Below are 22,212 nucleotides of genomic sequence, written 5' to 3'. Positions count from 1 at the left end.
GATCAGATCTGGTGCGTGATACCATGGCATTTGCATTGCACATCAATATGGAACGATGTACAGGCTGCAACAACTGCGTGGTGGCATGTCCGGTCGACGCTCTCGAGCTCTACACCGAAGATCCAGCAACCAAGGAGAAGATCTACAAGGTCAGAGACGGCAAGGCCGTCATCCTTGATTTCAACTCAGAGCTCTGCGCCGGCTGCGGCGTATGCGTCCAGGCATGCCCCTATGGAGTTATCAAGCTTGTAGGACCGTGGGAAAGCCGGGCGAAGGCCCGAAAAGTGGAAGCCTAGGAGTGATACAAGAATATGGCATTGTTTCCAAAGTATTCCAAAACGCGGGAAGGCCAGAACGTCATCATGGAGCAGAGGCTCCTGAAGGCGGTCAACAACCTGATCCTGAACGCCGAAACCTGCACGGGCTGCGGCATCTGTGTCGACGCCTGCCCGGAAGAGGCAATCGTGCTCGGACCCGTCGGTGCGACCCGGCGCGGGGCAATCGACTACGCAGAACCCGTCGACGTCAACCCTGAGAAGTGTTCGTACTGTGGCGTGTGTGTCATCATGTGCCCCTTCAATGCGATGACACTCAAGATCGACGGGGAGGAGCGCCTCCCGATTCTTGAGCAGGAGGGATTCCCCACCTACGACATGGTCACCGTAATCGACGATGAGAAGTGCGACCGGTGCACCATCTGCGAGGAAGTCTGCCCGAGGGACGCCATCAACCGCGACGTCCCCGCATTCGAAGGCGGCGACGAAGCCGGCAAACCGCGTCAGGCTGCACTGCAGACCAAGACGACGTTTACCGTCGATACCGAGAAGTGCGACGTCTGCGGCATCTGCGGTGAACTCTGTCCGAGCATCACCGTCATCCGCAACGCTCCAAACCCCGAGACCGGCAAGATCGAAGGGGAAGTCAAGTGGGAAGAGAGCACCTGCGACGGATGTCAGATCTGCGTGGAGGCCTGCCCCCAGGATGCAATCACCCTCGAGCGGGAGATCGTCAGCAGCAAGCTGTCCGGCAAGGTCGACATCGAGCAGGACAACTGTTGCACCTGCACCTGGTGCGTCCAGTCCTGCCCCCAGGAGGCAATCACCGTCGAGAAGATCTTCGAGGGAGACATCGAGATCCACCCCGAGAAGTGCCCCGGCGGCTGCTCGACCTGTGTCGAGGTCTGCCCCTGCAACGCGCTCTACCTGCCCTCCCCCGTCCCTGCAAAGGATATGGCGGGACAGGTTGAGGCCAATATCGCCATCAACAAAGACTTCTGTATCCTCTGCGGCGCCTGCGTCAATGCCTGCCCGAGCGAGGATGCAATTGTTCTGCGGCGGACGGGGATCCGGATGAAGGATAAAGAGACGGACCTCTTCAAGCAGATCAAGGAGAAACTGCTCACCCCGAGGACGTCAAAGGTCAAAGAGACCGCCCCCGGAGAGATTGAGGTCAAAGTTGTGGGAGAAGCAGAAGAGGCATGAGGGATAGCCAATGGCAGTGAAGAAAGACTATAAAGACCAGAAACTCGTTGAGAAACTCCGGGACAGGAATTACTACATCCCTGACAGCAACCCCGAGTTTATCAAGGAAGTTGAGCAGATCGGGCGGACAGCCGCCCACATGTGCTACCAGTGCGGTACCTGCACCGGTTCGTGCCCCTCGGCACCCCGGAGTTCGTACCGTATCCGGCTGTTCATGCGCAAGGCAATCCTCGGTCTCGAGGAAGAGATCCTCACCGACCCGGACCTCTGGCTCTGCACCACCTGTTACAGCTGCACCGACCGATGCCCCCGCAATCTCGCGCCGACCGACGTTATCATGGCGATGAGGAACCTCGCGGCCCGGCGCGACATCATACCGCGCAACTTCCTCAAGACGACCCAGTTGATCTACGAGACCGGTCACGGTGTTCCGAACAACGACGCGAACCGTGCCGCCCGGAAGAAGCTCGGCCTCGATGAGGAGCCTGAGACGACGCACAAGTACCCCGAGTACCTGCCGGGCCTCAGGAAGATCATAGACCACTACGGACTGAAAGAACGCGCAGACAAGATCCTGTCGGAGGGTGAGTGAAACCATGAGCGGAAACAAGCGCCAGTATGCATTCTTCCTCGGGTGCATCGCCCCGAACCGGTACCCCGGCATCGAGGCGTCGGCCATCAAGACCAGTGAGAAGGTCGGCATCGAACTCCTGCCCCTGAAGGGTGCAAGCTGCTGTCCGGCACCGGGTGCGTTCGGTGCGATCGACTTAAACATCTGGTACGCCATGGCAGCCAGAAACATCGTGCTCGCCGAGCAGATGGGCATGGACATCACCCTGATCTGCAACGGGTGCTACAAGTCGATCTACGAAGTCAACGAGAAACTGAAGCATAACGATGACCTCCGCGACGGGGCCAACGAGGTGCTTGCAGAGATCGATATGGAGTTCAAGGGCACCATCGACGTCTGGCACCTCGCCGAACTCTACTACGACCCCAAGATCGTAGGCGTCGACAAGATCGCTGAGAGCGTCACGCGCCCCCTGACCGGCGCGAAGATCGCCGTCCACTACGGCTGCCACCTGATGAAACCCAAGAAAGAGCGGCACTTCGGGGACACCGAGAACCCGATGTGGATCGAAGAACTCGTCGCCGCGCTCGGCGCCGAACCGGTCCAGTACCGCAACAAGATGCTGTGCTGCGGTGCCGGCGGCGGTGTCCGGGGATACGACCTGACACACGCTATCGACATCACGAACGAGAAGATGATCAACCTGCAGGAAGCGGGCGCGGATGCGCTGACAGAAGTCTGCCCGTTCTGCCAGCTCCAGTACGACAGGGGACAGGTCGAGATCAAGGAAAAGTTCGGCATCGAATGGGGACTCCCCGTCCTGCACTACAACGAACTCCTGGGACTGGCACAGGGCATGAGCCCGGACGAGCTTGCACTCGACCTCCATGCCATCGATGTTGAGCCGTTCCTGAAGAAGATCCTGTGAGGTGCAAATACATGGCAGAAATCAAAAAGAACGAAGAGCCAAGAATTGGCGTTTTTGTGTGCCACTGTGGTACCAACATCGCGGGCTCCATCGACGTCGCGGCGGTGAGGGATTACGCCAAGACGCTCCCGAATGTCGCCATCGCCGACGATTACCAGTACATGTGCTCGACCCCCGGCCAGAACAAGATCAGAGACGCCATCGCCGAGCATAATCTGACCGGCGTCGTCGTGGCGGCATGTTCGCCCCGTCTTCACGAGCCCACGTTCCGTAACGCGACCGCGGCAGGCGGCTTAAACCCCTTCCGGTTCGAGATGGCAAACATCCGCGAGCAGAACTCGTGGGTGCACATGCACCAGCCCGAAGAGGCAACCGCAAAGGCGAAGGACGCAGTCCGGATCGCCGTAGCAAAAGCCTCCCTGCTTGAAGACCTCATCCCGAAGAGCGTTCCCGTGGAGAAGGCGGCCATGGTCGTCGGCGGCGGTGTCGGCGGCATGCAGGCAGCGCTCGACCTTGCGAACGCAGGTATCAAGACCTATCTCGTGGAGAAGAACCCCACGATCGGCGGCAGGATGTCCCAGCTCGACAAGACCTTCCCGACGCTGGACTGCTCGCAGTGTATCCTGACCCCGAAGATGGTGGATGTCTACCGCAACGAAAACATCGAGCTCCTCACCTACACCGAGGTCGAGGGAGTCGAGGGTTACATCGGCAACTTCGACGTGACCCTCAGGAAGAAGGCACGCGGGGTCCTCACCCCGGCCGAGGCGGAAGCCCGCGGTATCATCGGCGGCGGCTGCACCGGCTGCGGCGACTGTGAAGCCGTTTGCCCGGTCATCAAGCCGAACCCGTTCGAGCTCGGCATGGCGCCGAGAAAGGCGATCTACATCTACCACCCGCAGGTCTCCCCGCTGATCTACACCGTCGACTTCGACGCCTGCGTCAAGTGCGGCCTCTGTGTCGAGGCATGCGGCGAGAAGAAGGCAATCGACCTCGATGCGAAGGACGAGTTCATGACCGTCAAGGTTGGTACCGTCATCATCGCCACGGGCTACGATATCTTCCCCATCGAGAAGAAGCTCGAGTGGGGTTACAAGAGATTCGACAACGTCATCACCTCGCTCGAGTTCGAGCGGCTGATCTGCGCGTCCGGCCCGACCGGCGGCCACCTTGTCCGCCCGAGCGACGGCGAAACCCCGAAGAAGGTCGCGTTCGTCCTCTGTGCGGGTTCCCGTGACAACACCGGCGTCGGCAAGCCGTACTGCTCGCGGTTCTGCTGCATGTACTCGCTCAAGCACGCCCACCAGATCATCGAGAAGATCCCCGGCGCGGTGCCCTACATCTTCTACATGGACATCCGGTCCTTCGGGAAGATGTACGAGGAGTTCTACTACCGCATCCAGAACGAGGGTGCGAAGTTCATCCGCGGCAGGGTAGCAAACATCCTCGAAGACCCGGTGACCAAGAACCTCCACGTCAACGCAGAGGATACGCTCCTCGGCCGGCCCCTCGACATAGAAGTCGACATGGTTGTGCTCGCGGCCGCCGTTGAGCCCTCCGCCGAGACCGAGAAGACGCGGAGACTCTTCGGTGTCTCCTGCTCGCAGGACGGCTGGCTCCTTGAGGCACACCCGAAGCTGAACCCGTGCGGCACCACCACTGCCGGCGTCTACCTCGCCGGCGTCTGCCAGGGACCGAAGGATATCCCGGACACGGTCGCCCAGGCAGAGGGCGCGGCATCCGCGGCGTCCATCCCGATCCACAGGGGAGAGGTGGAGCTCGAGCCCTACTTCGCCCAGTGTATCGAGGAGAAATGTGCCGGATGCGGACTGTGTGTCAACCTATGCCCCTACGGTGCCCTCGCGCTCGTCGAGAAGGACGGCCGCAAGGTCATGCAGGTCACCGAAGCCAAGTGCAAGGGCTGCGGCACCTGCGGCGGGTTCTGCCCCGGCGGTGCAATCAAGATGCAGCACTTTACAACCCCACAGATCGTTGCACAGATCGATGCATTCCTCCTCGGAGGTGAACAGTAAATGGCAGACGAGAACTGGAAACCAAAGATCATCGCCATCATCTGCAACTGGTGTTCCTACGCCGGTGCGGACCTTGCCGGCGGCGCCCGCATTCAGTATCCACCCGACATCCGTGCCATCCGCGTGATGTGCACGGGCCGGGTCGACCCCCTCTTCATCCTGAAGGCATTCCAGGACGGGGCGGACGGCGTGCTCGTCTCCGGCTGTCACTTCGGCGACTGCCACTACCTTGAGGGCAACTACAAGGCAGCCAAGAGGATGTTCCTCTTGAAGAGTGTCCTCAAGAACATTGGCCTTGACGACAAGCGTCTCAGGATGACCTTCGTCTCCGCATCCGAGGGTGCAAAGTGGGGAACGGTCATGGAAGACGTCGTCAAGACCGTCACCGAGCTTGGTCCAAGCCCGCTCAAAGAGTTTGCCAGATAATACACAATAGACAGGGGATGAATAAGAATGGCAATCAGAGTGAATTTGATCACGGGTCGCACGATCCAGCAGGGGGTGTCCATGGAGGCGGGGAAGGAAAAACCCGCCTACACCACCGCCTGCGGGATCATCGAACTCGACCCGGCGGACTTTAAAAAGCTGGGAACTTACCGCAACACGAACGTACGCGTCACCAGCAGTTACGGCAGCGTCATCGTTAAGGCGGTCGATGCAACCCAGGGCCCTCACCCCGGTGTAGCGTATATACCGATGGGGCCCTGGGCAAACATGGTGGTCAACCCGAACACCTACTCGACCGGTATGCCTACCTTTAAAGGTACGCCGGTGGAAGTGGAGGTCGCCAAAAACGAACCCGTCCTCGGCTCACTGGAACTGGTGCGCAAGGGGTGCAGGGGTGAACTAGCATGACCAGAACTGTAACCGACGTTATCTGCCCGTTCTGCGGGACACTCTGCGACGACCTCGAGGTCGTCGTCAGCGATGACGGAAAGGATCTCCTCGAAGTCTACAACGCGTGCGCTATCGGCGCCGAGAAGTTCCTCCACTCCCAGGCAAAGGACCGTATCACCCGCCCCCGCATGCGGCAGGAAGACGGCTCCTGGAAAGAGATCTCCTACGACGAAGCAATCGAGTATACCGCCCGGATGCTCACCGAAGCAAAGAAGCCCCTGATGTACGGCTGGAGCTCCACGAACTGTGAAGCCCAGGCCGTCGGGTCCGAGATCGGCGAGGCCGTCGGAGCGGTCATGGACAACACGGCGACTGTCTGCCATGGAACATCCCTTATCGCTGTTCAGGATATCGGGATCCCGAGCTGTACGCTGGGTGAGATCAAGAACCGTGCCGACCGTATCCTCTTCTGGGGATGCAACCCGGCGCACGCCCATCCGCGGCACATGTCCCGCTACTCGATCTTCCCTCGTGGATTCTTCACCGGTAAGGGCCATGCGGGCCGTAAGATGATCGTCGTCGATCCGCGTCCCACCGACACTGCGAGTCTGGCTGACATCCACCTGCAGATCGAGCAGGGACACGACTACGAACTCCTCGACGCTCTTCGTGTGGCGTTCAAGGGCGAGCAGCTCCCCGATGTCGTCGCGGGAATCCCGAAGGAGAAGATCTACGAAGTCGCCGATATGCTCAAGAGCGGCCGTTTCGCGATTATCTTCTTCGGTATGGGCGTGACCCAGTCGCTCGGGAAGAACCACAACATCGACGAGGCTATCGCGGTCACCCGTGACTTAAACGAGTACACGAAAGCAGCCATTATGCCGATGCGCGGGCACTACAACGTCACCGGCTCCGGCCAGGTATGGGGCTGGCTGTTCGGGTTCCCCTATGCAGTGGACCTCTCCCGGGGCTTCGCCCGCTACAACCCCGGCGAGACGACCTCAAACGACCTGCTCCGCAGGGACGAGGTGGACGCCGTCTTTGTCCTCGGAAGCGACCCCGGCGCACACTTCCCGTTCAGTTCAGTGAAGAAGATCTACAACCGCCCGTCGGTCGTTATCGACCCCCACGAGACCCCGACCACCGAGGTCTGCAAGGTCCACGTTCCCGTCGCCTTCGTCGGCGTCGAGGTGGGCGGGTGCGCATACCGGATGGACAACGTGCCGATTGAGACCAGGAAGGTCGTCGAGCCCCCGGAGGGCATGATGACCGACGAGGAATTCCTGAAACGCGTTCTTGGACGCGTCAAGGAGATCCAGGGGGTGTAAGCGATGGCAGAGTATCTTATCAAGAACGGTTTCGTCTTCGACCCGGTCCAGGGCATCAAGGGAGATGCAGTCGACGTCGCCATCAAGGACGGCAAGATCGTCGAGACGACTGCTCTCAGCAGCCCGAAGGTCATCGACGCCACGGGTAAGACCGTCATGGCCGGCGGGGTCGATATCCACGCCCATGTTGCCGGCCCGAAGGTGAACATCGGCAGGAACTTCCGCCCTGAGGACAAACTCTTCACCTACAAGCCCAAGAACGGCATCGAGCGGATGCAGGGCGGGTTCTCGGTCCCGACGACGATCCGGACCGGCTACAACTACGCCCGCATGGGCTATACCACCGTGATGGAAGCGGCCATGCCGCCGCTCTACGCCCGGCACACCCACGAGGAGATGCGGGATACGCCGATCCTCGACCAGGGGGCCTACCCGGTCTTCGGGAATAACTGGTTCGTGCTCGAGTACCTCAAGAACCACGAGATTGAGAACACCGCCGCCTACATCGCCTGGCTTCTCAGGGTCACGAAGGGCTACGCAGTCAAGGTCGTCAACCCCGGCGGCACCGAGGCCTGGGGATGGGGTCTGAACTGCGAGAACGTTCACGACCCGGTTCCCTACTTCGACATCACGCCGGCCCAGATCATCAAGGGCCTCATCGAGGCGAACGAGTACCTGGGTCTCCCGCACTCGATGCACATGCATGCGAACAACCTCGGGAACCCCGGCAACTACACGACGACGCTCGACTCGTTCAAACTCTCGGAGGGCATCAAGCCGAAGAGCAAGTTCGGCCGCGACCAGGTGCTGCACCACACCCACGTCCAGTTCCACTCCTACGGCGGCGACTCCTGGGGGAACATGGAGTCGAAGGCGAAGGAGATCATGGACTACGTGAACTCCCACGACAACATCACCATCGACATAGGTCAGGTGACGCTCGACGAGACCACGACCATGACCGCCGACGGGCCGTTCGAGCACCACCTCACGGAGCTGAACCACTTAAAGTGGGCGAACGCCGACGTGGAACTCGAGACCGCCGCGGGGGTCGTGCCGTATCTCTACAGTCCGAACATCAAGGTCTGCGCCATTCAGTGGTGCATCGGCCTCGAGCTCGCGCTGCTCGCGAAAGACCCCATGCGGGTCTTCATAACCACCGACCACCCGAACGCCGGGTTGTTTATCCGCTACCCGCGGATCATGAAGTGGCTCATGAGCACTGAAGCGCGTGAGCAGCAGTTCGACGCCTTCAAGCACAAGGATAAGGTCATCGACGCGACCAACCTTGCCGGCATCGACCGTGAACTCGGTCTCTACGAGATCGCGCAGATGACCCGCACAGGAACGGCAAAATCGCTCGGTCTTTCGCACCTCTACGGCGGGCTTGCGCCCGGCCTCGAAGCGGATGTCGCTGTGTACGACTTCAACCCGAACAAGCCCTATGTGCCCGACGACATCGAGAAGGCGTTCCTGAACGCAGAGCACGTCTTCAAGGCCGGCGTACAGGTCGTCAAAGACCACGAGATCGCCTCGAACGGCAACAAGCGGACGCTCTGGGTGAACGCAAAGGTCAACGAGAACCCGCAGGTGATGCGTGACGTCAAGGAGAAGTTCCTCCGCTACTACACCGTCAACTTAAACAACTACGAGGTCGCCGGGCACTATCTCCCGAACCCGTACGTGATTGAGGTTGACGCGACCGAGTGAGGTGAGAGAAGGATGGAAACTGTTACACTCACCATAAAGAACCAGCCCGATCTCTTCCTCGAGGCCGACAACATCGCACCCGACGCGGTTGCCGGGAAGAAAGCCGAAGAGATCGCCGACCTCCACGTGTACGTGGGCAGGGAGCAGCACCGGCTCGGAGAATTCTTCGAGGTCTCCGGCAACGCCGGAGCAACGCCCGAGGAGACGAAGATCGTCGTCAACGGCGATCTTTCCCGGGTCAAGTACATCGGCATGAAGATGACCGGCGGCGAGGTCGTCGTCAACGGCAACGCCGACATGTACGTCGGAGCCTGGATGCAGGGCGGCAAGATCACGGTGAACGGGAACGTTGACGCCTTTGCCGGAACCGGCATGAAGGGCGGCGAACTTGTCGTCAACGGCAACGCCGGGAACTACCTCGGCGCCGCCTATCGTGGCGACTGGCGCGGCATGAAGGGCGGAAAGATCACCGTCACCGGCAATGCCGGAAGCGATATCGGCACCTTCATGAACGGCGGCGAGATCGTCGTCGGCGGCGACGTCGACGTCCATGTCGCCACTCATGCCGAGGGTGGAAAGATCGTCATCAAGGGCAATGCAAAGAGCCGCCTCGGCGGCCAGATGGTTGAAGGCGAGATCTACGTCCTTGGCACCATCGATGTCATGATGCCCGGGTTTGCATACCGCGAGGATGTCGACGTCGATATGGACGGCATCAAAGGGCGGTTTGCTCTCTACGAGGGCGACCTCGGGGAGCGCCACCGAAAGCGGAAGGGCCAGACGATTTACGCCAAACTCTACCAGCGGATCGAGGCCTGAAACTCTCTTTTTTTTTCGAGCACATATACGCAGTACCGAACGTCGGAGAGCGGATGCGAACAGTGTAAAAAACGTAGCACGAAATAACAAAATTTTGCTTTTTCCATGTTACGATAGATGAGGCAGGATACGTATACTCTTCTGAGCGATCGAAATATTCCCAGCAGATATTTAATATCGGACTCGCGATATATATTTGTTCATAGACATAAACAGCAATGCTTATATCATCCGAGAAGGATACTATCATTTTGTCCCACGAGGACGTGCAGTAGTCACCAACAGTCACAGTCAGCGATGCTTTTAGCGTTCATTTCACACTCCCGGATTGTATGCACTTAAAGAGGGTAATGGAGGAAAATTATGGCAAAATACAAGGAAACTATTGACCTGTACGATGATGCAGGCAAGCAGTTGAAGAGTGGAGTGCCGCTCGAGAAGATCAGCCCGGTGATCAACCCGGCAACCCGGAAAATTATCGACCTTACCAAGAGGACGGTTGCAGTCAACCTGGGCGGTATTCAGGAAGGCCTGAAGACCGGAAAGGTAGCCAAGGGCTATGTCCTCGGGCGTGAGCTTAACCTCGACATCATCGGCAACAAGGACGCCATCATCGGAAAGATCAAGGAGATGGTCCAGGTCGAGGACGGTGACAACACCAACATCCGCGAGTTCGGCGGCGGCAAGCTCATTCTCGTCGAGGTGCCCAGCATCCGCATGGAGGCCGCATCCACCTACGACGCTGCAATCGCGTCGGTCGCAGCCGCGACCACCTTCTCGATTGTCGAGCAGTTCGATATCGGAGCGTTCGACGCAGCGATGGTCAAGGCAGCAGTCTGGGGCGGTTACCCGCACACGGTGGACCTTACCGGCGCCAACGTCACGTCCATCCTGTCGCTCCCCCAGAACAACGAAGGCCTCGGCTACGCGCTCCGGAACATCCCGGTCAATCACGCCGTGATGATCACCGGCAGGAACGCGATGCAGGGCGCCGCACTCTCGTCCACCTTCGAACAGGCAGGAATGTTTGAGATGGGTAACGCCATCGGACCGTTTGAGCGTGCCCAGCTGCTCACTTATGCCTACCAGGGCCTGAACGCGAACAACATGGTCTACGAACTCGTCAAGGAAAACGGCGAGACCGGAACCATCGGCACGGTCGTGCAGAGTCTGGTCGAGCGCGCCATCGAGGACAAGGTCATCACCCCCGGCAAGAAGGGCGGGTACTTCCAGTTCTACGACACGAAGGACCCCATGCTCTGGAACGCCTACGCCGCTGCGGGAACCATGGCAGCCACCATGGTCAACTGCGGTGCCGGACGGTTCGCCCAGGCAGTCTCCTCGACGCTCCTGTACTTCAACGACCTGCTTGAGCACGAGACCGGTCTCCCCGGCTGTGACTACGGCCGTGTTATGGGTACCGCCGTCGGGTTCTCGTTCTTCAGCCACTCGATCTACGGTGGCGGCGGACCCGGTGTCTTCAACGGCAACCACGTCGTCACCAGGCACGCCGCAGGCGTGGCTATCCCGTGCGTGGTCGCTGCGGCGGCACTCGATGCCGGAACGCAGATGTTCTCGCCGGAGAGCACATCCAAGGTCTACGGCGACACCTTCGGCCAGGTTGACGTCTTCAACAAGCCGATGCAGCAGATCGCACAGGGTGTGTAAATAACACAAGGATACCAATGACCGAAGCCATATACCCTCAGGTTCGAATCGTTTCTGCGCGATTCCTCAGACCCGACACGGTGGAAAAACTCCTGAACAGGCTTGTTCGGGTCGGCGGGATTCTCCGGATGTCTCTTACCGGACAGAACCTTCCCGCCACCGTTCCCTACGGCCCGGCACGGGGGAAACCCAATCCCCACCCGGACCGCAAGGTCATCCGTATCGGAGACCAGGATGTCCAACTCCAGGTACAGGTCGGAAACGTTATCCTGGAACTCGAGGACGAGTCGTACATCCCGGCCATCGAGGAAGCGGTCGACGAAGTCTTTGCCGATAAGGACTTCTCCTGCACCGTCCAGAAGGGGCGGTTCATGAAGTCCCGGCCGACGGTGTCCGACTACGCGAAATACGGACCTGACGTCGACAGAGAAGTTCTCGGGCTCGTCGATCCCAGAAAGAAAGGCGGTCCCGTTATCATTCAGGGAAACAAGTAAGATGCCAATCGGAAGAGTAACCCAGGTCGTCGATTGCCGCGAAAGCATGGGGATGGGAAAAGGAGGCGGTCTCGCCCAGCGGGGCACCATCTCCGAGACCAGATCCCCGGATGTGATCGTGATTGGAATGTCCCCCGGCCGCAGGCACGTGACGAAACCGGTCTGCGACATCACCTCCGGTCTCCGGAGGGAGGGGGCGGAGTTCTCCGTGACCACGCTCGTCCTCAATGCAGGGAGCGGGGTTCCGGCAGATTCACCCGTCGCGGGTCACGTTCTCGGAGCCTATTTCGGACTTACGGAGAAAGAGATCGCCCAGATCGAGCAGCACAAGGTAGCCATCCTGCATCATGGGAACGTCCGCTCCCATGTGGTGCAGAAAGTCCGGTTTATCCTTGAGCACGCGAACATCAAGGCTATCGTCGTATCCCAGGTTCCGATCGACTTCGAGGATCTCGCAAAAGAGGGGGTCAGGACCGCGGTGGTTATGCCGCCGCCCGACCGGACGAAGACGAAGGGCATCGTGATGGATATCGTCAGCGGCGTAACAAGGGGCCAGACACCTGGCAGGGAAAAATTGGCAGAGGTCATTCGTGCCGTTATGAAAGTGCTAAAAAGCCCAACATGAATGAGGTGAAAAGAAACATGGCATACAAGCCCCAATTCGGGCCGGGTACATCCAACGTCGCCGCAAACCGGCGCAAGCAGATGGACCCCAACCAGAAGCTTGAGAAAATGCGTGACGTAACTGATGAAGACATCGTGCTTATCCTCGGCCACAGGGCGCCGGGAGCCGCCTATCCGACGTCCCACCCGCCGCTCGCCGAGCAGCAGGAGCCCGACTGCCCCATCAGGAAGATTGTAACCCCAACGGAGGGTGCCAAGGCAGGCGACCGTGTTCGCTACATCCAGTTTACGGACTCGATGTTCTTCGCCCCCTGCCACCCCTACCAGAGGAGTTACACCGAGTGCTACCGCTTCCGCGGTATCGACCCCGGTACGCTCTCCGGCCGTCAGATCGTCGAGTGCCGCGAGCGCGACCTCGAGAAGTACTCCAAGGAACTCATCGAGACCGAACTCCTCGACCCGGCCCGCACCGGCATCCGCGGCGCGACCGTGCACGGCCACTCGCTCCGTCTTGCCGAGAACGGCATGATGTTCGACATGCTCCAGAGGAGTGTCCTTGGCGAGGACGGCATCGTCCGCTACGTCAAGAACCAGATCGGCGAGCCCCTCGACCGTGCGGTTGCCGTCGGCAAGCCGCTGGACGAGAAGTGGCTCAAGGCGCACACGACGATCTTCCACTCGCTCGGCGGCACCGCCTACCGTGACGACAAGGAGTACGTCGAGTACGTCCAGCGCATCCACACGCTGCGAACAAAATACGGGTTCCTACCCAAGGAGGCCTGATTACGATGGCAAAGATTGAGAGAACCCAGAAACTCTTCCTGAAATCGCTCAAGGAGAAGTTCCAGGGCCAGGACGTCCAGTCCGAGACGACCGAATTCTACAAGTTCAACGGCTACCACCAGTCTCCCCGCAAGGAGGAGTTCGTGAAGGCAAGCCGTGCCGTCGAGATGGACCGCGGTATCTCCATGTACGACCCCGTGCGCTGCCACCTGGGCGGTATCCCGCTCGGCCAGCGCCAGCTGATGACCTACGAGGTCTCCGGCACCGGCGTCTTTGTGGAGGGTGACGACCTGCACTTCGTCAACAACTCTGCGATGCAGCAGTTCTGGGACGATATCAGGAGAACCGTCATCGTCAACATGGACCTCGCCCACCAGACCCTGCAGAAGCGTCTGGGCAAAGAAGTCACCCCCGAGACGATCAACGAGTATCTCCACGTGCTGAACCACGCGATGCCCGGCGCGGCCGTCGTCCAGGAGCACATGGTCGAGACTCACCCCGGCCTCGTCGACGACTGTTACGTCAAGGTCTTCACCGGCGACCAGGAACTCGCCGACGACCTCGAGCCGCAGTTCGTCCTCGACGTCGAGAAACTCTTCCCGGCGAAGCAGGCCGAAGCGCTCTCCGCAGCCGTAGGAAAGTCCCTCTGGCAGGCGATCCACATCCCGACCACGGTCTCAAGGACCTGTGACGGCGGAACGACCTCCCGGTGGTCTGCGATGCAGATCGGTATGTCCTTCATCGGTGCCTACCGCATGTGCGCCGGTGAAGCGGCCGTCGCCGACCTCTCCTACGCCGCGAAGCACGCAGGCGTCATCCAGATGGCGTCCCACCTGCCCGCCCGGCGTGCCCGTGGCCCGAATGAGCCCGGCGGTCTTGGATTCGGTCTCTTCAGCGATATCATCCAGGCGAACCGGAAGTACCCCAACGACCCCGCGAAGGCCTCTCTCGAGGTCGTCGGCGCCGGAACCATGCTGTTCGACCAGATCTGGCTCGGCTCCTACATGTCCGGCGGCGTTGGCTTCACGCAGTACGCGACCGCGGCCTACACCGACAACATCCTCGATGAGTACACCTACTACGGTATGGACTACATCAAGGACAAGTACAAGGTCGACTGGCGCAACCCGAGCCCGGACGACAAGGTCAAGCCGACCTACGACGTCGTCAACGACATGGCGACCGAGGTCGCCATCAACGCCATGGAGCAGTACGAGCAGTTCCCGACCCTTATGGAGGACCACTTCGGCGGTTCCCAGCGTGCCGGCGTCATTGCCGCCGCCTGCGGTCTGACCTGCTCCATTGGTACCGGCAACTCCAACGCCGGCCTGAACGGATGGTACCTCTCCATGCTCCTGCACAAGGACGGATGGTCACGTCTCGGCTTCTTCGGCTACGACCTCCAGGACCAGTGCGGGTCCGCGAACTCCCTCTCCATCCGCGGAGACGAGGGCGCGATCGGCGAGGTCCGCGGACCGAACTACCCGAACTACGCGATGAACGTCGGACACCAGGGCGAGTACGCCGCCATCGTCGGCGGTGCCCACTACGGGCGCGGCGATGCGTGGTGCTTCGACCCGCGGGTAGCGATCTGCTTCGCCGACCCGGCGCTGAAGTTCGACTTCGCCGAGCCCCGCCGCGAGTTCGCGAAGGGTGCGATCCGCGAATTCATGCCCGCCGGCGAGCGCTCGCTCATCATCCCGGCCCGGTAAACCCAAATCAACTTTTTTTTCCCTACCGTAACCCTACATGCATAAAAAAGACATTCCGGCCTATTTTTTACGTTTCGTTGCGATATCGGCGCAACTTTTCGAAACCTTTAATTAAGTCATAAACAACTGTTAAATGAACCAAAAAGGTTTTGAACTCATACTCTGGTGCCATGAGCACCGGAGGAGGATGCTGAATGGAAGAGATCGTATTTGGCATCGGCATTACCGCATTGGCAGGTGCTCTTGCAACCGTCGCCGGCGCTGCGGAAGACACTGAATCTGATATCGGATCACAGGGTGACCCGAACTCACAGGTTCAGCTGGCTCCGCAGATGGGATATATTCACCGCATCTTCAACAAGGCAGTTGCCGGTGAACCCCCCGCGTACGGCCTATGGGTTGCTCTGGGTGCAGGCCTTGCTTGGGCATTCATGGCGATGCAGATAAACCCGATACTTGCAATCGTGCTCGGGAGCGCTCTCGCGGTCTTCGTGCAGGGCGTGTATGCGACTACCGCATACCTCGGCCGTACTGCAAGTCTCGCCAAGTTCGGACAGCCGGTCTATATCGATATTCTGAAATCGATGACGACCGTGACCATGGCACACGCGTTCGTAGCAATCTTCACCACCGTCGCAATGTGTCACCTGATGATCAGCGCACTCGGCCACCCCTTCCCGCTCCCGCTTCTGGGTCTCGTCTGGGGTATCGCACTCGGTGCAGCCGGGTCTGCAACCGGTAACCCGTTCTACGGAAAGGAGCGGCAGTACCAGGAGCAGGCGTTCGGAGCAGGCGTTCCGATCTCTGCGTCCGGAAACATCGTCCGCTACGCCGAGGCCGGCCAGCGGAACTCGCTCGACAACGGTTTCTTCAGCGCCAAACTCGGCGGCCCCGCGTCGGGCATCTGTTTTGGCCTGATCGTTTTCTTCGAACTCTGGCGTACCGTGGTCTTCGAAGAGCTCAACATCTGGGGACCGATCATCGTCGGTGTCGTCGTTATCCTGCTCTTTGCCATCATCGACCGCTACATCGAGGTCTGGGCAAGGAAGAACTTCGGCCCCTATTCGGCGGCTCCTGAGGAGGCATCATCATGAGCGCACTTGGCGGGCCTAAACAGACAGGAGGCGTCCAGTCCCCGACGGCAATGGGTATCGTCCTCAGCATCGTTCTTATCATCGTCGCACTCGGACTCGCCTACTTCCTCGTACAGATGGCCGGAGTGATCGCTCTCGTCGGCATCATCATCGGCGGTGTCCTGGTCGCATTCGGCGTCCACTTCGTCCCGGTCGGCGGTGCCCCCGCTGCAATGGGACAGTCGCCCGGTATCGCGACCGGTGTCGCGATGCTCGCGGCCGGTGCCGGCCTTGCCGGACTCTTCGGCGGCGCATGGGCCGCTCCGTTCGGACTCGCAGTCGCCCTCGCGGGCGGTGCGGTCGGCGGCGGTCTTCTGATGGCGATCACCTGTACGATGGTCAACGTCATCTACATCTTCGGTATGGGTATCCCGGCAGCATCCGGTAAGGTCGACAAGGACCCGATCACGGGCGACACCTTCCCCGAGTACAAGAGCCAGGGTACCGAGGGGCACGGCCTCCCGTTCATCTCCTGGGTCGGCGGTGTCGTCGGCGGCGCGCTCGGCGGTCTTGGGGGAACGCTCATCTACCTCGAGCTCCTCGACATCTACCAGGCGCAGCTGCCCGTACTCCTGAACGCCACGGTCGAGCAGATCGCGCCCGTCGCAATCTCGCTTGCCGGCATCTTCGCGGTCGGTATGTTCCTGATCAACGCCGTGCTTGCGGCATACAACATCACCGGTACGATCGAAGGGCCGCACGACCCCAAGTTCAAGCGGTTCCCGAGAGCGATCATCGCAGCCGCCGTGGCGTCCGCCGTGGCAGGCTTCTTCGCGATTGCGCTGCTCGAACTGGTGGGGGTATTCTAAATGTCAGTAAAAATTGAAGTCGGAGCAGGCGGCATCCCGCACAACCAGGTCCTGATCTACGGACTTGTAGGATCGCTCGTCCTGATTTACCTGACATACCTGAACACGTACTTCCAGACCCAGTACTTCGCGTTCTTCGGCGGACTTGCCGCCATCGCCGCACTCATCTGGGGTACCGACACGATCAAGCACCTCTGCAGCTACGGTCTCGGTACCGGTGTCCCGTCGGCAGGTATGATCGCCCTCGGGTCCGGTGTCGTCGCCGCGCTCTTCGGAGCCACGACCGGCATATTCGCGCCCATCGTGACGATCATCATCGCCGCAATCATCGGCGCGGTCGCCGGGCTGATGGCAAACCACGTGGTCCGGATGGACATCCCCGTCATGATTGTCTCGCTGATCGAGCTTGCCATCGTCGGCGCAATGACGGTGCTCGGCCTCGCGACCATGGCCTGCGGAACGTTCGAGTTCCTCGGCATGATCACCGGCACGGTATCCTTCCTCGGATTCACCGTACAGACCTACGAGACTTCGGTCATCGGCGGCAGCATCATCGCCGTGATCTTCATGCTCGGCGCCATCGCCATCCAGCACTCTTTCAACGCCTGTCTCGGGCCGGGAGAGCAGCAGGACCGGACGCTCATGCTCGCCGCAGAGTGCGGGTTCCTCTCCATGATCGCCGTCGCGATCATCTCGTTCGCGTTCATCGGCACATATGCCGCTTTCATCGCACTGGTGATCTCCATCATCGGGTGGCTCTACACCTACACGAAGTACATCGCGCTCTCGAAGCGTGACGCCTACGCATGGCTCGACGCTCAGCCCATTATGGAGCCCAAGGGAGGTGCCTAAATGGCGTACGTTCAGGTACTGCCCGAGTTCGGCCTGGTCGCCGACCCGATGGTCGGCATTGTCACCACCGCCGGTGTCTCGTACACCCCCGTGCTCGAGCAGGTAACGGAACTTGAGAAGATTACCGACGACCTGGTCGGCATGCTCTCCGGAGAGGGCAACTTCCTGGCATCGTTCCCGAACAGAGAAGGTGTTCTCAACGTCGCCGGAGGCGTGACCGCATTCTGGTACGGCATGGCAATCGGCCTTCTGGTTGCCGGTGTCGTCGTATTAGGACTGCTATGAGGTGAAGAAGAACATGGTTGAAAAGAAATCACCGGCCAGCGGATGGCCGATTGTTCAGGGCGACTTCCACACAGGAGATGCACAGAGCTGCGTCGGCGTCGTCACCATGGGATCCCACCTCGACGAGCAGGGCATCTGCGATGCCGGAGCAGGTATCGCCGGGTCCTGCAAGACCGAGAACCTCGGCCTTGAGAAGATCATCGCAAACGTCATCTCCAACCCCAACATCAGGTTCATCCTCTGCTGCGGTACGGAGGTCAAGGGACACCTGTCCGGGCAGAGCTTCATAGCCCTGCACGAAGGCGGAGTCTCCGGCGGAAAGATTGTCGGCGCCCAGGGAGCAATCCCGTTCATCGAGAACCTCTCTGACGAAGCGATCAGCCGCTTCCAGGAACAGGTCGAGATCGTCAACATCATGGAAAGCGAGGACATGGGTGCCATCAAGGCCAAGATCGACGAGCTCAAGGCCAGAGACCCCGGTGCCTTCGGCGCGGAACCCATGATCGTCGAGGTCAAGGAAGCGGGCGGTGCCGGCGCAGAGGAAGCGACCGGTGAAGTACAGCCGCTCTCCGGCGAACTGGCACTGGTACACGCACGGATGAAAGTCATCGAGCGGATGGTCACCGACATCGGCTACCGCAACAAGTTTGCCGCCGGTGTCTACTCGGGCAAGATCGAAGGTCTCATGATCGGCCTGATCGTCTCGTTCGTGATTCTGGGGTTCATCTTGCTGGGGTGAGATAAATGGCAGAAGAAGTTACACAGGCAGGCCCCATCCGGATGACCTCGATCAACAACATGATGGACGCCATCCGGTACAAGGCACAGATCCTTGCCCGCACGACCAAACTTGAGTCGGGCATCATGGGCAAAGGGATCCTCGGATTCGCGATCGGGCTCGTCGTAGCCGTGCTTCTGATTGTGATTCCGGCACTGATGCTGGGGGCGATCTAACATGGTTGAGAAGAAATCACCGGCCAGCGGATGGCCGATCGTTCAGGGCGACTTCCACACGGGAGATGCACAGAGCTGCGTCGGCGTCGTCACCATGGGATCCCACCTCGACGAACAGGCCATCTGCGATGCCGGAGCGGCAATCGCCGGGTCCTGCAAGACCGAGAACCTCGGCCTTGAGAAGATCATCGCGAACGTCATCTCCAACCCCAACATCAGGTTCATCCTCTGCTGCGGTACGGAGGTCAAGGGACACCTGTCCGGGCAGAGCTTCATAGCCCTGCACGAAGGCGGAGTCTCCGACGGAAAGATTGTCGGCGCCCAGGGAGCCATCCCGTTCATCGAGAACCTCTCCGACGATGCGATCAGCCGCTTCCAGGAACAGGTCGAGATCGTCAACATCATGGAAAGCGAGGACATGGGTGTCATCAAGGCCAAGATCGACGAGCTCAAGGCCAGAGACCCCGGTGCCTTCGGCGCGGAACCCATGGTCGTCGAGGTAAAGGAAGCAGGAGGCGGTGCGGCGGAAGTTGCCGTTGCAGGTGCAAACCCGCAGTTCCTTGAGATCGAAGAAAGGCTCAACGCCATTGAGGAGAGGATCGAGTTCGTCGATGCCGAGATCGCACAGCGCGTCGGAAGAAAGGTCGGGCGCGATATCGGCATCCTGTACGGACTGGTCGCAGGTTTGATTGTATTCATGATGTTGTTGGTATTACTGCCCAAATTGATTGGGTACCTGTAAAGGAGGATTGACGAATATGTTCAAATTCGAAAAAGAGCAGACGGTACACGACTTCAACGGTACCATGATCGGCGGGCAGCCTGGAGAGTACCCGACCGTGCTCGGTGCATCCATCTTCTACAACAAGCACGAAGTTGTACTGGATGACCACACTGGAAAGATTGACAAACCAAAGGCAGAGGCGCTCTGGAACCGCTGCCAGGAACTCTCGGATCTCACCGGCATTCCGCACTTCATCCAGATCATCGGGGAGTTCGGCGAGGCCTTCGAGAGCTACATCGACTGGTTCTGCAGCATCGATGACAAGACCGCGTTCCTGATGGACTCGTCCGTCCCGGCGGCGCTCGCCCACGCATGCGAGTACGTCACCGAAGCAGGTGTCGCCGACCGTGCGATCTACAACTCGATCAACGGTTCGATCGGACCGGAGAACATCGAGGCGCTGGCCAAGAGCGATGTGAACGCAGCCATTGTCCTCGCCTTCAACCCCGCCGACCCCTCGGTTGCCGGCCGCGAGAAGGTCCTGGTCGAGGGCGGTGTCGCCGGACAGGAGATGGGTATGCTCGAGATCGCGGAGAAGTGCGGTATCACCCGCCCGATCCTCGACACCGCGGCAACCCCGCTCGGTCTCGGCTCCGGTGGCTCCTACCGTGAGATCCTCGCCTGCAAGGCGATCCACGGCCTGCCGACCGGTGGTGCCTACCACAACATGACCGTCTCCTGGACCTGGCTGAAGCGCTGGAAGGGAACGAAGAAGACCCCCTCGCAGCAGCTCGCCGGCCTCGAGGGCAAGGAAGGGCTCGTCGAGCAGCTCCTGCACCACTACCTCGGTGGTACGGACGGGATGCGCCAGGCAGCCTGGTCCGCGCCCGATATCGGCTGCAACATGATTGCAAGCACCCTCGGTGCCGACCTGATCATGTACGGCCCGATCGAGAACGTGGAAGCGATGATCACCGCGCAGGCCTACACCGACATCGTCGTGCTGGAAGCGGCACGCGACTTCGGCATCGAGCCCCAGGTGGACAGCCACCCGTTCTTCAGGCTCATCTAAACCCTACTTTTTTTACGCCGTCCTTACGTCCGGTCTCTCCCGGAACGCCGCATCCCTTCAACGAAAACCGCAGGTCTCCTGGCTCGCGAACCCAGGAGCGGCGTCGGAGATGTTTACCGGTTAAAACGCCCGAAAAAAAGAGTGTGCCTGCCGGAAGGCGAAGGGCTTCCCCGCATCGGCCGCTTACGCGAGTTCGATATGCCCGGCGATCCGGAGTTTCCCGCCCTCGAGGTAGTGGAGCACCGCCGCATCCCCCGGGAGGTAGACGAGATCCCGCTCGAGCACAAGCGTGAGCGTCGGCTGCCGCCAGTCGCCGTCGTCCTGCACCGCCTCCACCCTCGCCGGGATGAACTGCATCCAGTGGCCGAGGTGGAGCACCGTTCCCGCCGTGAGCGGCGCCGGCCAGTACCTGACCAGGGTCGCCCGTGCCTCGAGGTTCGCCCCCACCCGGATCGCGGGGTCGTCGGAGAGGACGAAACCGCGATCGAGGTCGTCGGACTCGATGTTCTTGAGCGCAAGCCCCACGCGGTCGCCCTCGCCAGCCCAGTCGAAGTCGTCGTCGTGCTTCTGGATCGACCGCACCGTGATTGCCTTCTCCCCGGGGTAGACCTTCAGGGTATCGTGTTTCTTGATCCCGCCCCGCACCACGCCGCCGAGGATGACCGTCCCGATGCCGCGGACGTTAAAGTGGTGATCGATGGGGATGGTTCCCACGGCACCGGCGGCGAGCGGGACGGAGGAGTGGGCATGCGCCTCGCCAAGCAGGAGATCGCGCAGCGCGATCGGGTCTTCGTTCACGAACGCATAATGCTCGAGCACCGTCCCGCGCAGGAGCGGCGCGACGTCGTCAGGGGTGAGGTAGTTTCGGAGGACAATGTAGCCCCGCTCCACCCCCGCCTCATTGAGCATCAGCACCCACTCCCCGAGCATCGGGGTGATCTCGCTCACCACGACGAGAGCCGCATCCGCCATCGATGCGGCGTAGAAGAGCGGGGCCAGCCGTTCGGGATACCGGGTAGGTTCGATGACGGTGACGGTGTCCTCGCCCTTCTTCAGATTGTAAAAGGTGATATCGGATTCCGTGCCTTTCTTCCCGAGGTCTTTTGCGTAACCGGCGGGTCCCAGCACGGCAACATTCAGATTGCCCATATGCCTGATCTCTTGGTTATCCAGGGCAATGAGGTTTGCTCCATGCTCAGTACTTCACTCTTTTTGACATCCGAGATCGAGCAATGTCCGCACCTCCGGTGCTCAAACTCCGGGTATCATCCATCGCCCTTCGCGCCCTTTGCGCCTTCGCGTGAGGTGACGGTAGGCGTAGTGCCGAGATTTCACGCGAAGAACGCGAAGCCGCGAAGCGCACCGGGTCGGAGCATGAGAAGAACTGAAGGGTGC

General features: G+C 60.3%; 24 protein-coding genes. 23 read left to right on the top strand and 1 reads right to left on the bottom strand.

Annotation, left to right across the window (positions count from 1 at the left end):
* The first annotated feature begins 23 nt into the window (after positions 1–23).
* The 23 genes from EI28_RS08815 to mtrH all read left to right on the top strand — a co-directional run bounded on the left by EI28_RS08815 (position 24) and on the right by mtrH (position 20,817).
* Positions 24–296, top strand: coding sequence for a 4Fe-4S binding protein (locus tag EI28_RS08815; RefSeq protein ID WP_048114244.1), 273 nt, complete (start codon positions 24–26; stop codon positions 294–296).
* A 15-nt stretch (positions 297–311) separates the two neighbouring features.
* Positions 312–1,481, top strand: coding sequence for a 4Fe-4S binding protein (locus EI28_RS08810; protein WP_048114243.1), 1,170 nt, complete (start codon positions 312–314; stop codon positions 1,479–1,481).
* A gap of 10 nt (positions 1,482–1,491) precedes the next feature.
* Positions 1,492–2,073, top strand: a complete 582-nt coding sequence (hdrC, locus tag EI28_RS08805) for a CoB--CoM heterodisulfide reductase subunit C (RefSeq protein WP_048114242.1) — start codon at positions 1,492–1,494, stop codon at positions 2,071–2,073.
* Positions 2,074–2,077: 4 nt separating this feature from the next.
* A complete protein-coding gene (hdrB, locus tag EI28_RS08800) occupies positions 2,078–2,980 on the top strand; it encodes a CoB--CoM heterodisulfide reductase subunit B (protein ID WP_197018478.1) in 903 nt (300 codons plus the stop codon).
* An 11-nt stretch (positions 2,981–2,991) separates the two neighbouring features.
* On the top strand, positions 2,992–5,013 hold the full coding sequence (locus EI28_RS08795) for a CoB--CoM heterodisulfide reductase iron-sulfur subunit A family protein (protein ID WP_048114240.1): 2,022 nt from the start codon (positions 2,992–2,994) through the stop codon (positions 5,011–5,013).
* On the top strand, positions 5,014–5,439 hold the full coding sequence (locus EI28_RS08790) for a hydrogenase iron-sulfur subunit (protein ID WP_048114239.1): 426 nt from the start codon (positions 5,014–5,016) through the stop codon (positions 5,437–5,439). It abuts the gene before it with no gap.
* A gap of 27 nt (positions 5,440–5,466) precedes the next feature.
* On the top strand, positions 5,467–5,868 hold the full coding sequence (locus EI28_RS08785) for a molybdopterin dinucleotide binding domain-containing protein (protein WP_048114238.1): 402 nt from the start codon (positions 5,467–5,469) through the stop codon (positions 5,866–5,868).
* Positions 5,865–7,178, top strand: coding sequence for a formylmethanofuran dehydrogenase subunit B (locus EI28_RS08780; RefSeq protein WP_048114237.1), 1,314 nt, complete (start codon positions 5,865–5,867; stop codon positions 7,176–7,178). Before EI28_RS08785 ends, EI28_RS08780 begins: the two co-directional genes overlap by 4 nt.
* Before the next feature lie 3 nt (positions 7,179–7,181).
* A complete protein-coding gene (locus tag EI28_RS08775) occupies positions 7,182–8,888 on the top strand; it encodes a formylmethanofuran dehydrogenase subunit A (protein WP_048114236.1) in 1,707 nt (568 codons plus the stop codon).
* A gap of 12 nt (positions 8,889–8,900) precedes the next feature.
* Positions 8,901–9,707, top strand: a complete 807-nt coding sequence (locus tag EI28_RS08770) for a formylmethanofuran dehydrogenase subunit C (RefSeq protein WP_048114235.1) — start codon at positions 8,901–8,903, stop codon at positions 9,705–9,707.
* A 363-nt stretch (positions 9,708–10,070) separates the two neighbouring features.
* Positions 10,071–11,375, top strand: coding sequence for a coenzyme-B sulfoethylthiotransferase subunit beta (gene mcrB / locus EI28_RS08765; protein WP_048114234.1), 1,305 nt, complete (start codon positions 10,071–10,073; stop codon positions 11,373–11,375).
* A gap of 17 nt (positions 11,376–11,392) precedes the next feature.
* Entirely contained in the window at positions 11,393–11,869 is a 477-nt protein-coding gene (mcrD, locus tag EI28_RS08760; RefSeq protein ID WP_048114233.1) for a methyl-coenzyme M reductase operon protein D, read from the top strand.
* Between the two features lies 1 nt (position 11,870).
* Positions 11,871–12,494 (top strand): methyl-coenzyme M reductase I operon protein C, encoded by a 624-nt coding sequence (mcrC, locus tag EI28_RS08755; RefSeq protein WP_048114232.1) that lies wholly within the window; start codon positions 11,871–11,873, stop codon positions 12,492–12,494.
* A 17-nt stretch (positions 12,495–12,511) separates the two neighbouring features.
* Entirely contained in the window at positions 12,512–13,276 is a 765-nt protein-coding gene (gene mcrG, locus EI28_RS08750) for a coenzyme-B sulfoethylthiotransferase subunit gamma (protein WP_048114248.1), read from the top strand.
* A 5-nt stretch (positions 13,277–13,281) separates the two neighbouring features.
* On the top strand, positions 13,282–14,988 hold the full coding sequence (gene mcrA / locus EI28_RS08745) for a coenzyme-B sulfoethylthiotransferase subunit alpha (protein ID WP_048114231.1): 1,707 nt from the start codon (positions 13,282–13,284) through the stop codon (positions 14,986–14,988).
* Between the two features lie 194 nt (positions 14,989–15,182).
* Entirely contained in the window at positions 15,183–16,082 is a 900-nt protein-coding gene (mtrE, locus tag EI28_RS08740; protein ID WP_048114230.1) for a tetrahydromethanopterin S-methyltransferase subunit E, read from the top strand.
* Positions 16,079–16,930 (top strand): tetrahydromethanopterin S-methyltransferase subunit D, encoded by an 852-nt coding sequence (gene mtrD / locus EI28_RS08735; RefSeq protein ID WP_048114229.1) that lies wholly within the window; start codon positions 16,079–16,081, stop codon positions 16,928–16,930. Before mtrE ends, mtrD begins: the two co-directional genes overlap by 4 nt.
* Positions 16,931–17,782: a tetrahydromethanopterin S-methyltransferase subunit MtrC gene (mtrC, locus tag EI28_RS08730; protein ID WP_048114228.1), complete on the top strand. Its 852-nt coding sequence runs from the start codon at positions 16,931–16,933 to the stop codon at positions 17,780–17,782.
* Entirely contained in the window at positions 17,783–18,067 is a 285-nt protein-coding gene (mtrB, locus tag EI28_RS08725; RefSeq protein ID WP_048114227.1) for a tetrahydromethanopterin S-methyltransferase subunit MtrB, read from the top strand.
* A 13-nt stretch (positions 18,068–18,080) separates the two neighbouring features.
* Entirely contained in the window at positions 18,081–18,806 is a 726-nt protein-coding gene (gene mtrA, locus EI28_RS08720) for a tetrahydromethanopterin S-methyltransferase subunit A (protein WP_048114247.1), read from the top strand.
* 5 nt (positions 18,807–18,811) lie between these two features.
* Positions 18,812–19,021 (top strand): tetrahydromethanopterin S-methyltransferase subunit F, encoded by a 210-nt coding sequence (locus EI28_RS08715; RefSeq protein ID WP_048114226.1) that lies wholly within the window; start codon positions 18,812–18,814, stop codon positions 19,019–19,021.
* A gap of 1 nt (position 19,022) precedes the next feature.
* Complete coding sequence (mtrA, locus tag EI28_RS08710; protein ID WP_048114225.1) at positions 19,023–19,763, top strand: tetrahydromethanopterin S-methyltransferase subunit A; 741 nt, start codon at positions 19,023–19,025, stop codon at positions 19,761–19,763.
* A gap of 16 nt (positions 19,764–19,779) precedes the next feature.
* The gene (mtrH, locus tag EI28_RS08705; RefSeq protein WP_048114224.1) at positions 19,780–20,817 is read left to right on the top strand and encodes a tetrahydromethanopterin S-methyltransferase subunit H; all 1,038 of its coding nucleotides are present in this window, start codon (positions 19,780–19,782) and stop codon (positions 20,815–20,817) included.
* Positions 20,818–21,000: 183 nt separating this feature from the next.
* On the opposite strand, the gene EI28_RS08700 is transcribed toward mtrH, so the two are convergent.
* Positions 21,001–21,966, bottom strand: coding sequence for an EF-Tu/IF-2/RF-3 family GTPase (locus EI28_RS08700; protein WP_048114223.1), 966 nt, complete (start codon positions 21,964–21,966; stop codon positions 21,001–21,003).
* Positions 21,967–22,212 lie beyond the last annotated feature (246 nt).

Source organism: Methanoculleus sp. MH98A, assembly GCF_000691865.1.
Lineage (GTDB): Archaea > Halobacteriota > Methanomicrobia > Methanomicrobiales > Methanoculleaceae > Methanoculleus.
This window is presented reverse-complemented; position numbering and strand designations above follow the sequence as displayed.

Coding starts and splice junctions, on each gene's coding strand:
- EI28_RS08815 (WP_048114244.1), top strand. CDS start 24: ATGGCATTTGCATTGCACATCAATATGGAACGATGTACAGGCTGCAAC.
- EI28_RS08810 (WP_048114243.1), top strand. CDS start 312: ATGGCATTGTTTCCAAAGTATTCCAAAACGCGGGAAGGCCAGAACGTC.
- hdrC (WP_048114242.1), top strand. CDS start 1,492: ATGGCAGTGAAGAAAGACTATAAAGACCAGAAACTCGTTGAGAAACTC.
- hdrB (WP_197018478.1), top strand. CDS start 2,078: ATGAGCGGAAACAAGCGCCAGTATGCATTCTTCCTCGGGTGCATCGCC.
- EI28_RS08795 (WP_048114240.1), top strand. CDS start 2,992: ATGGCAGAAATCAAAAAGAACGAAGAGCCAAGAATTGGCGTTTTTGTG.
- EI28_RS08790 (WP_048114239.1), top strand. CDS start 5,014: ATGGCAGACGAGAACTGGAAACCAAAGATCATCGCCATCATCTGCAAC.
- EI28_RS08785 (WP_048114238.1), top strand. CDS start 5,467: ATGGCAATCAGAGTGAATTTGATCACGGGTCGCACGATCCAGCAGGGG.
- EI28_RS08780 (WP_048114237.1), top strand. CDS start 5,865: ATGACCAGAACTGTAACCGACGTTATCTGCCCGTTCTGCGGGACACTC.
- EI28_RS08775 (WP_048114236.1), top strand. CDS start 7,182: ATGGCAGAGTATCTTATCAAGAACGGTTTCGTCTTCGACCCGGTCCAG.
- EI28_RS08770 (WP_048114235.1), top strand. CDS start 8,901: ATGGAAACTGTTACACTCACCATAAAGAACCAGCCCGATCTCTTCCTC.
- mcrB (WP_048114234.1), top strand. CDS start 10,071: ATGGCAAAATACAAGGAAACTATTGACCTGTACGATGATGCAGGCAAG.
- mcrD (WP_048114233.1), top strand. CDS start 11,393: ATGACCGAAGCCATATACCCTCAGGTTCGAATCGTTTCTGCGCGATTC.
- mcrC (WP_048114232.1), top strand. CDS start 11,871: ATGCCAATCGGAAGAGTAACCCAGGTCGTCGATTGCCGCGAAAGCATG.
- mcrG (WP_048114248.1), top strand. CDS start 12,512: ATGGCATACAAGCCCCAATTCGGGCCGGGTACATCCAACGTCGCCGCA.
- mcrA (WP_048114231.1), top strand. CDS start 13,282: ATGGCAAAGATTGAGAGAACCCAGAAACTCTTCCTGAAATCGCTCAAG.
- mtrE (WP_048114230.1), top strand. CDS start 15,183: ATGGAAGAGATCGTATTTGGCATCGGCATTACCGCATTGGCAGGTGCT.
- mtrD (WP_048114229.1), top strand. CDS start 16,079: ATGAGCGCACTTGGCGGGCCTAAACAGACAGGAGGCGTCCAGTCCCCG.
- mtrC (WP_048114228.1), top strand. CDS start 16,931: ATGTCAGTAAAAATTGAAGTCGGAGCAGGCGGCATCCCGCACAACCAG.
- mtrB (WP_048114227.1), top strand. CDS start 17,783: ATGGCGTACGTTCAGGTACTGCCCGAGTTCGGCCTGGTCGCCGACCCG.
- mtrA (WP_048114247.1), top strand. CDS start 18,081: ATGGTTGAAAAGAAATCACCGGCCAGCGGATGGCCGATTGTTCAGGGC.
- EI28_RS08715 (WP_048114226.1), top strand. CDS start 18,812: ATGGCAGAAGAAGTTACACAGGCAGGCCCCATCCGGATGACCTCGATC.
- mtrA (WP_048114225.1), top strand. CDS start 19,023: ATGGTTGAGAAGAAATCACCGGCCAGCGGATGGCCGATCGTTCAGGGC.
- mtrH (WP_048114224.1), top strand. CDS start 19,780: ATGTTCAAATTCGAAAAAGAGCAGACGGTACACGACTTCAACGGTACC.
- EI28_RS08700 (WP_048114223.1), bottom strand. CDS start 21,966: ATGGGCAATCTGAATGTTGCCGTGCTGGGACCCGCCGGTTACGCAAAA.